General features: G+C 38.0%; 15 protein-coding genes. 2 read left to right on the forward strand and 13 right to left on the reverse strand.

Annotated elements, in window-relative coordinates; translation table 11 throughout:
• Window positions 1-4: 4 nt before the first annotated feature.
• Genes gspM through gspC form a run of 11 tightly spaced genes read right to left on the reverse strand, consistent with a single transcriptional unit; the run spans window position 5 to window position 9,203 of the window.
• Window positions 5-463: a type II secretion system protein GspM gene (gspM, locus tag AC5YGD_RS03630; protein ID WP_496142165.1), complete on the reverse strand. Its 459-nt coding sequence runs from the start codon at window positions 461-463 to the stop codon at window positions 5-7.
• Entirely contained in the window at window positions 460-1,335 is an 876-nt protein-coding gene (locus AC5YGD_RS03635) for a type II secretion system protein GspL (protein WP_496142166.1), read from the reverse strand. Before AC5YGD_RS03635 ends, gspM begins: the two co-directional genes overlap by 4 nt.
• Window positions 1,332-2,237 carry a type II secretion system minor pseudopilin GspK gene (gene gspK / locus AC5YGD_RS03640; RefSeq protein WP_496142167.1) on the reverse strand — a complete coding sequence of 302 codons (906 nt, stop codon included), beginning with the start codon at window positions 2,235-2,237 and terminating at the stop codon, window positions 1,332-1,334. The genes AC5YGD_RS03635 and gspK overlap by 4 nt, the downstream gene beginning before the upstream one ends.
• A complete protein-coding gene (locus tag AC5YGD_RS03645; RefSeq protein WP_496142168.1) occupies window positions 2,230-2,736 on the reverse strand; it encodes a type II secretion system protein GspJ in 507 nt (168 codons plus the stop codon). Before AC5YGD_RS03645 ends, gspK begins: the two co-directional genes overlap by 8 nt.
• Entirely contained in the window at window positions 2,733-3,098 is a 366-nt protein-coding gene (gene gspI / locus AC5YGD_RS03650) for a type II secretion system minor pseudopilin GspI (protein ID WP_496142169.1), read from the reverse strand. The genes AC5YGD_RS03645 and gspI overlap by 4 nt, the downstream gene beginning before the upstream one ends.
• The gene (locus AC5YGD_RS03655; RefSeq protein WP_496142170.1) at window positions 3,095-3,517 is read right to left on the reverse strand and encodes a prepilin-type N-terminal cleavage/methylation domain-containing protein; all 423 of its coding nucleotides are present in this window, start codon (window positions 3,515-3,517) and stop codon (window positions 3,095-3,097) included. Before AC5YGD_RS03655 ends, gspI begins: the two co-directional genes overlap by 4 nt.
• On the reverse strand, window positions 3,486-3,878 hold the full coding sequence (gene gspG, locus AC5YGD_RS03660; protein WP_496142171.1) for a type II secretion system major pseudopilin GspG: 393 nt from the start codon (window positions 3,876-3,878) through the stop codon (window positions 3,486-3,488). Before gspG ends, AC5YGD_RS03655 begins: the two co-directional genes overlap by 32 nt.
• Entirely contained in the window at window positions 3,878-5,086 is a 1,209-nt protein-coding gene (locus tag AC5YGD_RS03665) for a type II secretion system F family protein (protein WP_496142173.1), read from the reverse strand. The genes gspG and AC5YGD_RS03665 overlap by 1 nt, the downstream gene beginning before the upstream one ends.
• Window positions 5,083-6,543, reverse strand: a complete 1,461-nt coding sequence (gene gspE, locus AC5YGD_RS03670) for a type II secretion system ATPase GspE (RefSeq protein ID WP_496142174.1) — start codon at window positions 6,541-6,543, stop codon at window positions 5,083-5,085. The genes AC5YGD_RS03665 and gspE overlap by 4 nt, the downstream gene beginning before the upstream one ends.
• The gene (gene gspD, locus AC5YGD_RS03675) at window positions 6,536-8,380 is read right to left on the reverse strand and encodes a type II secretion system secretin GspD (protein ID WP_496142175.1); all 1,845 of its coding nucleotides are present in this window, start codon (window positions 8,378-8,380) and stop codon (window positions 6,536-6,538) included. The genes gspE and gspD overlap by 8 nt, the downstream gene beginning before the upstream one ends.
• A gap of 7 nt (window positions 8,381-8,387) precedes the next feature.
• Entirely contained in the window at window positions 8,388-9,203 is an 816-nt protein-coding gene (gene gspC / locus AC5YGD_RS03680) for a type II secretion system protein GspC (RefSeq protein ID WP_496142176.1), read from the reverse strand.
• Between the two features lie 61 nt (window positions 9,204-9,264).
• Between gspC and AC5YGD_RS03685 the strand changes: the two genes are divergently transcribed.
• Complete coding sequence (locus AC5YGD_RS03685) at window positions 9,265-10,149, forward strand: hypothetical protein (protein ID WP_496142177.1); 885 nt, start codon at window positions 9,265-9,267, stop codon at window positions 10,147-10,149.
• A gap of 10 nt (window positions 10,150-10,159) precedes the next feature.
• Here the strand turns inward: AC5YGD_RS03685 and AC5YGD_RS03690 are convergent, their stop codons facing one another.
• Window positions 10,160-10,768 (reverse strand): serine protease external chaperone, encoded by a 609-nt coding sequence (locus AC5YGD_RS03690; protein WP_496142178.1) that lies wholly within the window; start codon window positions 10,766-10,768, stop codon window positions 10,160-10,162.
• 15 nt (window positions 10,769-10,783) lie between these two features.
• Window positions 10,784-13,012, reverse strand: coding sequence for a S8 family serine peptidase (locus tag AC5YGD_RS03695; RefSeq protein WP_496142179.1), 2,229 nt, complete (start codon window positions 13,010-13,012; stop codon window positions 10,784-10,786).
• A gap of 401 nt (window positions 13,013-13,413) precedes the next feature.
• Here AC5YGD_RS03695 and AC5YGD_RS03700 point away from each other — a divergent pair, with 401 nt between their 5' ends.
• A complete protein-coding gene (locus AC5YGD_RS03700) occupies window positions 13,414-14,133 on the forward strand; it encodes a glutamine amidotransferase-related protein (protein WP_496142180.1) in 720 nt (239 codons plus the stop codon).
• The last annotated feature ends 28 nt before the right edge of the window (window positions 14,134-14,161 follow it).

A 14,161-nucleotide genomic window follows, 5' to 3' on the forward strand; every position in this document is an offset into this window, starting at 1 on the left:
TATTCTATCTAGAAGGGTTTGAGAAGGTTAATTGAGCGCTAACCAGGCCAGGCTCAACAATCTCAATGATTGCTTTAGTGACAACAACACCATGCTGATCTTTGAGTTGCTGAAGTGTTTCAAGTAGCTGAGAAAAGGGAATGATTTTTATATTGGTAATGCTTGTTTCATTGTTGATATTAAGGCTATCTAGCGTGACCCCTTGAGCCTTAAAAGTGTCTCCAATTATCTGATTAGCTTGTTCCAGAGATATGACTGGGTATTGTGATGCAATAGAGAGCTGTTGTTGAGCTGTGTCAAGGTAAAGTGATAATTCGTTTTCAATCTTGATGTCATCCTGTAGCTGTTTGTTCTGATCAAATAGTGGAGTCATGATAGCTAAGTAGATAACCACCATAACTAATAAGATTGTCACTAATAACCTTGCGCTATTCTCGACCTTGGTGATACTTGTTAATGTCATTTGGAGACCTCTAAGGTGAGCATTTGATTCTCAAATGTAATTTTTCTTGCTTTAGAGTTGGGCATTACTTCAGAGGAAAGTTTGCCTAATAAGTCGTTCTGATAATTTGAATCCTTCTCAGCTACCTCAGAAAGTTTTTGCTTAGTCTGCGCGCGAATATTAACGACTCGATCGACCTCAGGAAAAAGGGCAAGGAAGCGAGTCTCATTGTCATTTTTTTGCAGAAGTAATAGTTTGTTTAGTTGGTTATTTTTTACCCCAATTTGCGAAGTAGCTAAAAGTAAAGCAATGAGTGCAATGGTCGCTGGTATTCGCCATGCGCTCAAAAACCCTGAAACGCCTTTTGGAGAGTTACTTGTTTGAATGTTTACTTTATTATCGCTAGAGTAAGAAAAATCAGCTTTAATTAAATTGGAGTCCGCGAAGAGTGCATGAAAATTTTTGCTTGCTAAGCACCCACCTTGGTTAGTACCGTTTCTAAATTTGATAAAGCCATCTTGTTCGTAGTAATTAATATTGCCCTCAGAAAAAGGCAGCAGCATAAAGTCAGGAACTATGGCAGCGGGATTACATTTTACTTTAAAGAGTTGATTTTCAATATTTTCAAGGATCTCTTTAGAGATAACAAAAACATCCCAAATATTTTGTGTCAGCGACTTTAGAAAAGTATAGTTCAGTTCGTCAATTTCATCCAGAAGTTGGGACTCAAGTGCAAAAGGAATTGCCTTATGCGCCTTTGATTTACTCATTTTAGGAAGAGTTACTTGGTGAGACGAAATGCACTGAGAGTCAATTGCAATAACAACGTCTTTAGCATTCTCAAGAATTTCTTCAGAAAACTTACCATTTTTTGAGTAATGGATAATATTCATAGTGGCTGATGATAACTGCGACTCATGATGGTTATTTTGCCATCTTTTCGATAAAGAATTGTGCGACCTATGAGTTTATTTTTTTCAAGGACAATACGAGTCTCTAATAAGAAATAGTCGCTGACTGTATTAACAAATTTAGCTGGGAAGTTTTCTTTAATTTCATCGAGTGTTAAATTAGGCAGCAAGGTGTGTGTAAATGTCCAAAATTCATCAATTATACCAAATGCTTTATTTTTTCTATTTTGGATAACTTTATTAACTAATGGCCCCGATAGCTGGGGGTGAATGCAAGACAAAACCTCTTTGCTTGCTGTATTAATATTGATAGGGGTCAGGCTAGGCAGGGCGGTTAGGTGTGGTTTAATTTTTATATAGTCCTCGATACTAATTGATTTAATTTTTCTTATTTCAACTGATTGCTCAAATAGTTTTGGCTTCGGGCTTTGACTAACAACGTAACTAAAAATTGTATCTGCCATTAATTGTTGCTGAAGCTGCGTGTTTATAAGGTTGATACAGTCATAAAAAAATGAGCGGTATTGTGGTGAATAGATATTGGTTTCTAAATCAATCAGGTTATTGACATTAAGTCTTGATTGTAAATCAGTTAATTTGCCATAGACTGAGCCGCCAGGAACTTGAATGGGCGTAATTGAAGTTGCCCAGACCTCATCCAGGCTATCAACGCTTAAATCATCACTCAAAAGAATGCTTTTTGCCCATGCCTCGAGACTATATAGGTGATTTAGACTCTGCGTCTGAGTAACAATAAATTGCGTTTGCTTAAGGTCTCTACCAAAACGCTGAAGCATTAGGCTAACGGATGCGCTTATAAGTGCAATGACAATCAAAACGGAGATGATTGCAATGCCTCGGCGATTATGAGAGCTGCTATTCATCGAGCAAGACCAGTTTGGTTAGGTCTCCCCAAAAAGGGTGTTTAAACTTAATTTCGATAGCTTTAACTGATTTTTTTAGGTTTTGAGTCCACTCAATTTGCCACTGATTTTGATGGTCTAATAGTCTAATCGTTGGCATATTAATTTTATCTAATAGCTCCAGAGTTATCGGCTCAGAGGGGTTGGTAATATCTTTACGAAGGAGCTGATTTGAAATGACTGAGTAATTAATAACCAGAAGCTCATCATTTTGCAGCGAAAACAAGGTTAGGCCATTGCCATCAAGTGTGATGTTTTGATTAGAGATCTGAGTAATATCACGCTCAAGAAAATTAAGTGTTTTTTGAAGTATAAAAAGATCCTCACTGTGATTATTTTGCACTTCATTGTTCTTGAAAGAGGTGTTTAATGTGAAGTATGAAATGCTAGCAATTAGAGCGAAAATTGATATTGTCACCATCAACTCAATTAGGGTAAAGGCTTTTCTTTGGCTACTCATTTGGATAAATATAACTCTAACTGAGCACTTGAATTTTTGTTATCCATCGCTTTTTTATCAGCAAAAACAAGCAACGAGAGTTTCAGAATTTGATCATCAGGAGTGGCATTTAGGTTGCTTTGCCAGTACCAGATTTGATTACCCATAGGGTAGTTTCCGTTTTTAAAGCCGATTGCATGATTTGCGCTAAGACGATTCTCAACTGCAAGATTGGAGGCGACAAGATTGGCAATGGTTTTTTGCTCTAGACGATGCAAATTCTGAGATTGCTGAGACTCAGATTTGGTGAGTGCTATAAGCCCAATACTGACAATACTAAGGGCTACCAATACCTCTATTAGGGTAAATGCTTTTTTATTCATTTAACTTCGAGCTGGTAAGATTCATTTTCATTACTAATTCTCAAGGAGGCATTAGTGGTTTGGCCATTGGGAGAAATATATATTATAGATTCACTTGGCGCTAATTCAATATTTTGCCACTGCAAGGTTTGAGCTTTAGGAAGATTAAGCCACATTTGAGTTTCTGGATCGAGCTGTTCAATTCTGCTCTGGTTATTTTTGATGATTAATCGTAACTTAACATTCTTAAGCTGTGCAATCTTTTGAGATTGACTAAGCTGATTTTGCAAATTTGTTAAGAGTGCTTGAGATTCTGAGGGTCTCGCAGTATTAACACTTAGCGTTGCAAAGGAGGCTAAAACACCAATAATTAATAGAACAATTAGAAGCTCTATTAAAGTAAAGCCCTTACTCCCAGTTATTGATGTCGGTATTTTCATCCTTACCACCAATTCTATTATCAGCACCTAGGCTGTACAGATCAAAATCTCCATTTTCACCTGGACTCAAGTAGTAATAATCCTTTCCCCATGGGTCAGTAGGTTTTTTACTTAGATAATCCTGAACGAGAGCATCTAAGCCTTCATTGGTAGTTGGATAATTAAACTTATCTAGTCTATATAAATCAAGCGCTGCACTAATAGTTTGAATATCACTCTGAGCCTTTTGAGTCCTTGCTTGCCCAGGCTTGTCCATGATTCTTGGCACAATGATGGTTGCTAAGATGCCAATAATGACGACCACAACCATGACCTCAATTAAAGTAAAGGATGGGCGATTATTGGGTTTATTGGTCTTCATTATAGAGGGATTTGATTAAGTTCAAAAATTGGTAACAGTATAGCAAGGACAATCAATAATACAATAGCACCCATCAATAAAATCATTAGGGGCTCGAATAAACTAATGACCTTAACGGTATAAATATCGAGCTCAGTCTCTTGAATGTCTGCAGCCTTATTTAGCATCTCACTTAGCTGGGCACTTTTCTCTCCACTTGCAAGCATATAGAGGGTCATAGGCGGTATGACGTTTTGACTTTCAAGTGCTTTAAATAGGGTGCTTCCGGCTCGAACCTTCTCTGTCGCTTTTAGAACGCCTTCCTTCATTGGCAGGTAGTCCAATGACTCTGCTGAATTAGTAAGTGCAATTAAAATAGGCGTTCCACTGTCATGAAGAAGCGCCAAAGTTCTGGAAAAACGGACAGCGTTACTGCCAATCATAATTTTTCCAATTACAGGCAGACGAGCGAGTACCTTTTGAATTTTAATTTTAATTATTTTTTGTTTTGAGGCAATCTTGAAACTAATAACCAATGCGATGACTGAAATTATTATGATCTCAATATACGTTGTTAAAAAATTACTAAGATCAATAACGACGACTGTAAGCGGCGGCAATATTTGATTCATACTATCAAACACTGAGACAATTTGAGGAACCACAAATAACAATAAAGCGATTACCACAGCAAATGCAACAAGGCTTATTAACAAAGGATAAATAAGAGCGGTTGATATTTTTTTCTTAAATGATTCTTGCTGTTGAACCTCATCTGCAAGATTTTCTAGGACAAGCCCAAGTTTAGCGGAGCGCTCGCCTGCTTCAACTGTAGCGATAAAATAGGGGGGAAGCCCTTTAGTGTTAATTTGAAGGGATACAGCCAGACTCTTGCCTTCTAGAACAGAGGAGCGAATTTGTTGAATTGTTTTTTTGGTCTCTTTCTTATTGCTATGAGTTTCAATTGTTTTAAGTGCCTCGTCAATTGGCATAGCAGCCTGCAGAAGCGAAGCTAATTGACGCATAAAAAATGAAATATCAGTCTTATTAAGTTCAGGAGCTAGCCACGTTCTTGCTTGGTTTATTTTCTGCTTACTTTTAACAATCTCAACTACGGTTAAATTTTTTGATTGGAGTAGACTCTGAGCAGATTTTTGAGAGTCACTCTCTATGACGCCTTTATTTTCTTTGCCATTGGCATCAATAGCCTTATAGTCAAAAAAGCTCACAAAGAGACTACTCTGATGGCCTCATATAGGCTTGTATTTCCATTCATCACCATTTTTATAGCTTGCTCTGAAAGAGTTGAATGGCTTTTAGATGATTCTAGTATTTGAGCCTCACTCGCTTCATTATAAATCAGCTCTTTAATGCCTTCATCAATACTCAATAACTCATATAAAGCACTTCGACCAGTATAGCCGGTCTGATTACATTGATCACAACCAGAAGATTGGTAAATGTCAATTGACTTATTAATGCCTAGTTTTTCATTTTCTTTTGTATCGGTTGAGTGGGGCTGTTTACAATCAGGACACAGCGTTCTAATTAAGCGCTGGGCAAGAACTGCGGATAAGCTTGAGGACAAAAGAAATGGCTCAATTCCCATATCTTTGAGACGAGAAATAGCGCCAACAGCTGTGTTCGTGTGCAGCGTTGAAAAAACTAAATGGCCAGTCAGGCTTGCTTGAACAGCAATTTGTGCGGTCTCAGAATCGCGCACTTCTCCAAGCATCACCACGTCAGGATCCTGCCGCAAAATGGCGCGTAAGCCTCTAGCAAAGCTCATTTTTACTTTATTGTTTATCTGAGTTTGATTAATTCCATCAATAAAATACTCGACAGGATCTTCCACTGTTGAGATGTTAAGTTCATTGTTATTAAGCTCTTGAAGTGCGGCATATAAGGTTGTAGTTTTTCCAGAGCCAGTTGGCCCCGTCACTAATAAAATTCCATGAGGCTGGTGGATGATTTTTAGTATCATTTCATAAGTCTTGTCATCCATACCAAGTTTTGTAAGCTCAAGACGACCTACCTGCTTGTCTAGTAGGCGCAGAACAACCTTTTCGCCATTACCTGAAGGGATGGTTGATACCCTCATGTCAACCGCGCGGCCACCGAGCTGTATCGCGATTCGCCCATCCTGAGGGAGTCTTTTTTCAGCAATATCCAGTTTAGCCATTACTTTGATTCGAGAGACTAAGAGCGGGGCAATCTTTACACCAGGCTCTAATACTTGCTTAAGGGTCCCGTTGACTCGAAAGCGAACTCGAATTCGTCCCTCATAAGACTCAATATGAATATCAGAGGCCTTCTCTAAGATAGCTTGAGCAAACAATGCATTTAATAATCGAATAATAGGCGCATCATCATCATTGCCAAGTAGCTCAATTGGCTCATGCAGGTCCATCGCTAAGGCGTCAAGTGACTCATCACTTTCAGCCCCATCTTGAAAATAATCTAGTTCATGGGCAGAGCTTGACTCATAGTGGCGTTGGATTTTATTGTGGAGTAGTTCTTTGGTAGAATTTTGAATTTCAAAGGCGCCAAATTTGCGTTGCAACTCACCAAGGATTGAGTATTTAGGCGTTGTTACGCAGTGCAGAATTTTGTTTTCATTGGCTTGCTCTAGAAGAACATTGAATTCCTTTGCGAATGCAAAGGGCAGCAATGGTGCACTACTCATAGTCCATCCATAGAGGTAACTCTATGTTGTTGGAACTAGAGTCAAAATTTTGATCTGATTCAGTATTAATATTGTTGAGAAGTTGTTGAGCGCGGATGTATTTATATTTTTGTGCGCTAACGCTGTCAGCTGTTGATTGGTCTGTAAGGATGGTTGGACGGATGAAGATTAATAAATTTCTCTTTTCGGTCTTTTTCGTTTTGTATGTAAATGCATCTCCCAGAATAGGGAGGTCTCCAAACCAAGGTACTTTTGATTCGCTGTCAATAACTGTATCATCCATTAGCCCGCCGAGCACTAATATTTTGTTATTAGAGACCATAACAGAGGTGTTAATTTTACGTTTTGATGTGACTAAATCTGAAGCGTTAGAGCCTGGAAGAATGTTGGATATTTCTTGCTCAATATCTAGCTTGATAGTGTCACCTTCATTAATTTGAGGTTTGACAGTTAGTTTTAAGCCAACATCTTTACGCTCAAAGTTTTGAAAAGGATTACTGCCTACAGACTTAATTTCTGTATTGGTAATAAATGGAACCTCTTTACCCACCATGATCATAGCCTCTTCATTGTCAAGCGTTACAATAGAAGGGGTAGATAAGATATTTGCCTTACCTGATCCCGCAAGCGCATTTAAAATTCCACCAAAACCGCTATTATCAGTTGAATCAATAGAGCCTGTTGCAAAACTAACTCCCTTATTAAGGGCATTTGCAATATTTGATGCGTCTCCAGTGGTGGCAGACAGTAACGCTGGAATTGCGCCATTAAAATTAGTCAAGCCGATAACACTTCCTCCCTTAGCGAGCCATTGGATTCCGAGTTCATTAGCGTCACTTGAGCTTATCTCAACAATAATTGCTTCAATGAGAACCTGAGCCTTGCGAATATCTAAAAGCCGTATAACATTTTTAATATTATTAGTAGAGGAGATAGATGCGGTAATAATAATTGCATTGGTGGATTCGTCCGCCTGAATACTGGTTTTAATGCTCTCACTTGCAGCATCAGTGCTGTCATCCACTAGAGTAACAATATTCTGAAGTATAGGCAGTATCTCGCTAGCATTTGCATAGCGCAGGTAGACAACGGAGGTTTCACCCTCTTTGTTTTGAACTTTATCTAGCTCTTTCACTAAAAACCTTACCTTTAGTCGTTTAGCAGGAGCTCCACCAACGATTATTTGATTATTAGATTTGTCAACGGCAAGGGTAAGAGGAATAGTGGCCTGATTATCAGGAAACAAAGACTTAATTACTTGAGCTATTTCTTCAGCAGAGGTATTTTTAAGGGCAATAACCTCATAATCCTCATCAATTTCCTTATCAAGCTCAGTAATTACTTTGTTTAATCTTGTGATGTTTGCCTGCGTGTCAGTAACAACGATTGAATTTGAAGGCATATAAGCAGCAAGGAGTCCGTACTGAGAAATAATTGGACGCAGCACAGGGATTAGTTGATTTGCTGGAACATTAGCAATAGCAATTGTAGTAGTTACGATGACATCGTTAGAGGTGCTAGATATAAACGAGCTGTTTTCTTTAAGATTAGACTGGGGAAGGATTTTAGTAAAATCATCTCCTTCAACTGCGATATAGCCATGCACGCGAAGTACGGATAAAAATAAATGATAAAGCTCTTCATTATCTATTTCTGTTGAGCTTATGACGTTTACTTTGCCTTGAACTTGAGGGTCAATAATAAAATTCTTCCCTGTGGCTTGAGATACAGTTTCAATAAAAGTTAATAACTCAGCATTTTTTAAATTTAAAGTTACCGCGCTTGCTGATGAAGTTAAAAACAATAGAAGGAAAAAATTGATTAATATTTTTATCATAGGTTTATTAATTTAGATTGATTGTTAAATATTTTATTTGTCCTTTACGCTTGAATGTAATATTGAATATTTTTTCTTCAACCAATATGCTTCTTAGTTTAATTGCTTCTAGTAGGTTATTGAGATCAGTATTGTTTATGTTAATTATGTTATCATTTTTTTGAAATCCAAGATCCCTAAATAACTCTTTCTCTATTCCTGGAGCAATAATAAATCCACGAAGCTTTCCATTATCAAAATTAGGCTGAACCGACAAAACCTCAAATAAGCTTTCAGGACTTGTTTTTAAATCTTTAAGATAGTCTTTTAGCTTTAATTTGTTCGATTGAGTAATTTTAAAACTTGATGCCTTGCCAGTATTGGAGGTATCCATTTTTTCGCGCTTTATCTCTAACTTTTCAATGAAACCATTGCGCTCAATGATTACATATTGAGAGAAAACTTCCTTCAAAATCGTGTTTGGGGTTATGAGGTCATTAATTTGATAAATTTTTTCTTTTTCACCTTCTTTTATAATAATTACTGAAGGGTTTTCCTGTTTAGAAAGAATTCCGACCAAGACTAGGTTTAGGCGGGTGTTTTCTATCTTGCTATGGCTCACCTCTTCTTGAGAGTTTAATGCTCCAAAAAGATTTGTTGGAAGGGGTAATGGGGGTGATATTTTGAGAGTGTTACTCAAAACTTTATTTATCGGAAAAGAATTCTCTTTATCCAAGACTTGCCAAACTACCTTAGATATAATTGAGGCTAAGATTATGATTAATGCCAAAGTACAAATCAAGGCAGTAACGTTATTAATTTTTTTAAGGTTGAATGTGTTCATTTAAGCCATATTTTAAATTAAATTTGAGCTTTTTTATACTTTTAGAGAATATTTACAAGCTATGACTAAATTTTTTTTCCCAAGTTTATTATTGTTATTTAGTATTTCTGCAAACGCAAGTAAAGCAAGCAATTCGATTATTTATGGTTTTGGAGATAGAGAAACTAAGGTTGACTGGAGTATCGCTGGAAACCTAGCTGGAACAAACCCTAATATAATCTCAGAGTTGGATTGGCGTAAGGTTAAGTCCAATCAATTCTTGCTAGGAAGTATTTGGCAGGACGGTGATTATTTTCTTAATATTTTTGGTGAGTATGGGCGCATCTATGATGGAGAAAATCAGGACTCAGACTATAACCTAGATAACCGAAGGGATGAGTTTTCACGTTCTCTTAACAATGCTGGGAAGGGATACATGCTTGACACTGGGATTAACTATGGAAAAGATTATATTATTTCGGGTAGGTTAAAACTAAGCCCAATGATTGGTTATAGCTTTCACCGTCAGCATTTAAAAATTTACGACGGCAGCATGGTCATTGGCTCTGCAAATTTAACCGGACTAGACAGCTTATATGAGGCAAACTGGAGCGGCCCACAATTAGGCTTAGGACTTAATTATAAAATAAATAAAAGTATTCTTTCTTTGAATTATAGGCTTCAGGATATAAATTTTAATGGGTATACCGACTGGAACCTAAGGTCAGACTTAAAACACCCTAAGAGTATGACCCAGAAGGGTGATGGGAGCGGCACTAAAATAAGCGCCTCTTATGAGAGGGCGGTCTCAAACTTCAGCAGCTTAAGTTTGGTGGGCAACTATTACAAATACAAGGCAGAGGGAGTCCACACCTTTCATCTGACTTCAAGCGATGCTAGTCAAAAGCTTAACCAAGTTAACTGGAAAAGTAGTGAAGTAAAACTAATTTACCGAAGTTTATTTTAACTACTCTTAATTAAAGGAGTTGATTAAGGTTGTCAATAATATCAATTTCTGCAAATTCAACCCCTACATAACCGCTTAGTTGTTCGGCAATAGTAAATATATTTTGTCCTGGTTTTATTCGAAAAATAGCCGTATTGATATTTTCAAAGCTAGTTATTAAGTTAATAGTGAAGATGTTAGCGATTGTCTCAGCCCTATAATAAGGCCTTAATTTGACAACGATGTCACCAATAATAACACCAATCTGCCCACTTCTTGGGTTGTAGGCAATTTGATTGAAGTTGCTATTAGCCATTGACGCTGAAGCTGAATTAGTTGAAGTATCATTTCCAACAATGGAGAGTAGGAAGCTCCCTTGTTCTCCAGTCCATAGGTTATTACTATTTGCATTTCCAGAAAGAGAAGAGGTGTTACTGTTTATATTATTATTTTTATTAAATGCTCTTCCACCTAAAATTAATTGATATTCCTCCTGACTGTTTAAAAATGTTACCCCGCTTGCAAGTGCCTGCTGAACAACAATTGGGCTTACTGAAAGTGACGGGAATACATTTAATTTATCAGTTCCATGGGAAAGCCCTGAAAGAGAGATCAGTAAAATTAGTGTTATATTTTTCATTGTAGACTCCATTTATTAGTGCTCATAGAAACGAATAGACCAGTCAGTCAGTGAACCAACATCATTATTGCTAGCATCTATAACTCTTATAGTCCAGTCTCCATCAGTCTCCTCTCCATAAAATGCATTAGAAGTCAGTATGAAATTTACCATATTATCATAGCATTGAAAAAAGCTAAAAGGGGTAAATAAAACACTCCTTGTGCCTGCTGGTGATACCAGTTCAACTCCTATCTCTCCAGAACAGGCATGTGATATATTAATTTTTACTTGAACAGCCTCAATGATTTCGCTCTCAGAGACGGTAACTGCATTAGTAATTCCAGTAGCGCTATTATCAGTAATGGCCATATTTATAGTGCCACTGGTATTATCAGCATAGTCAGTAATATTTAAAGTTCCAAGACTTCCTGCAGTGTATGCTTTAGCTGCAGTAATCATAGCGTTGACATCGACTCTACCAAAACCGTACCAGTCATGAAACTTGTGGCCAGCATCATTTGTTGTCCAAGCTGGAATAGCGACCCAGCCTAGACCATTAATATTTGTTGAAATGTTCGCTTTGGAGGCGTCAACCTGGGTTGAGGTTGTGGCTAAAATGTGCTTAACATCTCTCCATGTCAAGGCAGGGTTCGCTTCAAGCATTAATGCGATAGCGCCAGAAGCTATTGGGGCAGCAGAAGAAGTACCATTCATCTGAGAATTATAATTACAGCTTGAATTCTCTGAATGATTGCCTTGGTTATTGAAGGCATTTCCTGAAGCACCGCTTTGAACACGGCCTCTTGAGCAGCCCGAATCATCAGTCGTCATAATTGCTGGGTGGGTATTTCCGTATTCACCTCCAGGGGCTGAAACCCAGAGAGCAGCTCCTGAGGTAGAGTAACTTGATTTAATACCTGTTGCCTGAAGCGCTCCTACGACTATATTTTCAGGCATTGCGTTAGTAGGATCTGCAGTTGCATTTTGGCATGTTAAACCAGTACTGAAGCCCCACAGTGTGTCACAAAAGTAAAACACTCCACCATATTTCACTCTAGTATAACCATTACCCGATGACTTAACAAAAATTGCACCTTTGCCGCTTCTAAGGCTGTTAACCGCTGAGACGTATTGAGCATGAATAGTTGCATTCATTACAGAAGAGACTGGAGTAGTAAGCCCATAACTTTGGTTAAAGATATCAACGTCTTGAGCGTAGCTTGCGCCTCCATGAGAAGCAACAGCATTATTTGTAGTGAATGTGGTCGAAGAACCAAGAATATTAAAGCCCTTGAGTGAGGCTGAAGGCGCGACGCCGCGTCCACCTTTGCCATTCCAGCCAGCCGATGCGATCTGTCCTGCTACCCAAGTTCCATGATCTCCACCAGTGGAAATTAGTGTGGGATCATTATCATTTTGTACGTAATCCCAAGAGCCACCCGAAACCACATTACTGGCTAAGTCTTCATGAGCGAGCTCAAGTCCCTGATCAACTACAGCAACAGTTATTCCCGTTCCTGTGTAGCCAGCAGTAATCACTCCATCAACATTTATGTCTTGGCCTGCAGTCCCAGCGTTAGTCGCAAAGTTTTTTTGACCGGTGTTATCGAGATGCCACTGGTATTGATACAAAGGGTCATTAGCGGTAACCACTAAATTAAAGGTTCTTGCAGCAGTATTAGTTCCGTCACTAACCGTTAAAGTGACCGCTGCTGTTCCGTTATAGGAAGCCAATGGAGTTAGCGTTAGTGTTGATCCTGCAACGGTGCCTGAAACCTTGCCAGTTGGGTTTGAGGTAACGGTATAGGTTAGTGGGTCAAAATCTGCATCAGCAGCAGCAATAGTTAAGGTCTTTTTGACGCTCTGGTTGGTTGCCTGTGCGCTAATACTTCCAAGGGTAGGGGTGGAGCTGCCGACCTGCAAAACAAAGGTTTTTGCTGCAGAATCTTTCACGCCATCATTCGCTTTGACGGTAATGGTTGAAGTGCCTTGCCAGTTGTTATCGGGCGTTAGTGTGAGCGTTGCTCCAGAAATTCCAATGGTTATCTGTGATGCTGAACTGGTTGCTGAATAAGTCAGTGATCGTCTCTCAGCATCTGAGCCATAAAGGGTGACTGTTTTCGCTACATTGGTTCTAGTAGCTTGAGCACTAATGCTTGCAAGGACTGGAGCAATGTTAAACCCCGAGCCACCACTCTTGCTTCCACATGCAGAAAGTAGAAAAAATAAAGAAAAAACAATAATTAATTTAAAACTTTTCATATTAACGCTGCAAGGCAGTGAAGTTCATTATTATTTTTTAAAAATTGAATTCATATAAAAAATTACTATATTGCAAAATAAACCGTATAAATAAACCGTATAAATAAATTCATACTATACTTACTAATTATAGCTAACTAGATTCAAAAGTTAGCTGAACATAAATTAATATCAATCATTTATATTGGAATAATTATTAAATAAAGAAATTATATTAAATTTAGTTGAGAGGTTAATAAATAAGCCTATTAAGGAATAAATGGAGTCTCTATTTCTGACTAAGAGGGTAGTCGGGCACTTCATTTGTAAGTTGAAATATAATCACTTCAAGCTTCAAAATAAAGCCTCACTCTGTTTACTATTCTAAAATAGAATATTATTTTTAGTTAAAGTTTTTTATTTTGAAAAAAAATATCCTGGTTTTTAAACATATGACTTCTCAGAATCCTGGGATCTTTCGAGATTTTGCCGATATTCAAAATGTTTGTTTTCATGAGATTGATCTTCATGCTGGCGATAAAATTCCTAAATTAGAAAAGTTTGATGGTCTCTGGGTGATGGGAGGCTCGATGAACGTGTGGGAAGAGGAGGAGTTTCCATGGTTGATTAAGGAGAAAGAAGCTATTCGCCATGCGGTTGAAGATTTAAATATGCCATTTTTAGGCATTTGCCTTGGGCATCAGCTCCTTGCGGTAGCAATGGGTGGAAAGGCGATCAATACTGGAAGGTATGAGGTAGGTCTATTTGAAATTGAGCCCACCCAAGAAGGACTAAATCACCCACTCCTTCATAACCTTAAAGATTCTGAAAAATGGGTCAATGCGCACTTAGTAGAGGTAATCGAGTCACCTAAGAACTCTGTTATATTAGCAACCTCTAAGGCTTGTAAAAATCATATTATGCAGGTTGGAGATAATGCCTATTCATGCCAGTTTCATCCTGAGGTCTGCAGTCACACTTTGGATGGCTGGATGAAAATTCCTGGCGTACCTAACTTTTTTGAAGAGTTAAGTGTTAACGGCCTTGAAGATTTAACGAGCAGTATTACTGATAATTTAGTGGTTAATAATAAGGCTTCATTTACCCTGTTTAAAAATTGGTGTGACTTAGTGTTTGACTAAATCAACTTCCTATTTTATGCATTAGATA

It is taken from the genome of Candidatus Pseudothioglobus sp. uisw_070 (genome assembly GCF_059512545.2).

Coding starts and splice junctions, on each gene's coding strand:
- gspD (WP_496142175.1), bottom strand. CDS start 8,380: ATGATAAAAATATTAATCAATTTTTTCCTTCTATTGTTTTTAACTTCA.
- AC5YGD_RS03635 (WP_496142166.1), bottom strand. CDS start 1,335: ATGAATATTATCCATTACTCAAAAAATGGTAAGTTTTCTGAAGAAATT.
- AC5YGD_RS03655 (WP_496142170.1), bottom strand. CDS start 3,517: ATGAAAATACCGACATCAATAACTGGGAGTAAGGGCTTTACTTTAATA.
- AC5YGD_RS03695 (WP_496142179.1), bottom strand. CDS start 13,012: ATGAAAAGTTTTAAATTAATTATTGTTTTTTCTTTATTTTTTCTACTT.
- gspM (WP_496142165.1), bottom strand. CDS start 463: ATGACATTAACAAGTATCACCAAGGTCGAGAATAGCGCAAGGTTATTA.
- AC5YGD_RS03690 (WP_496142178.1), bottom strand. CDS start 10,768: ATGAAAAATATAACACTAATTTTACTGATCTCTCTTTCAGGGCTTTCC.
- gspI (WP_496142169.1), bottom strand. CDS start 3,098: ATGAATAAAAAAGCATTTACCCTAATAGAGGTATTGGTAGCCCTTAGT.
- gspK (WP_496142167.1), bottom strand. CDS start 2,237: ATGAATAGCAGCTCTCATAATCGCCGAGGCATTGCAATCATCTCCGTT.
- gspE (WP_496142174.1), bottom strand. CDS start 6,543: ATGAGTAGTGCACCATTGCTGCCCTTTGCATTCGCAAAGGAATTCAAT.
- gspC (WP_496142176.1), bottom strand. CDS start 9,203: ATGAACACATTCAACCTTAAAAAAATTAATAACGTTACTGCCTTGATT.
- AC5YGD_RS03685 (WP_496142177.1), top strand. CDS start 9,265: ATGACTAAATTTTTTTTCCCAAGTTTATTATTGTTATTTAGTATTTCT.
- gspG (WP_496142171.1), bottom strand. CDS start 3,878: ATGAAGACCAATAAACCCAATAATCGCCCATCCTTTACTTTAATTGAG.
- AC5YGD_RS03645 (WP_496142168.1), bottom strand. CDS start 2,736: ATGAGTAGCCAAAGAAAAGCCTTTACCCTAATTGAGTTGATGGTGACA.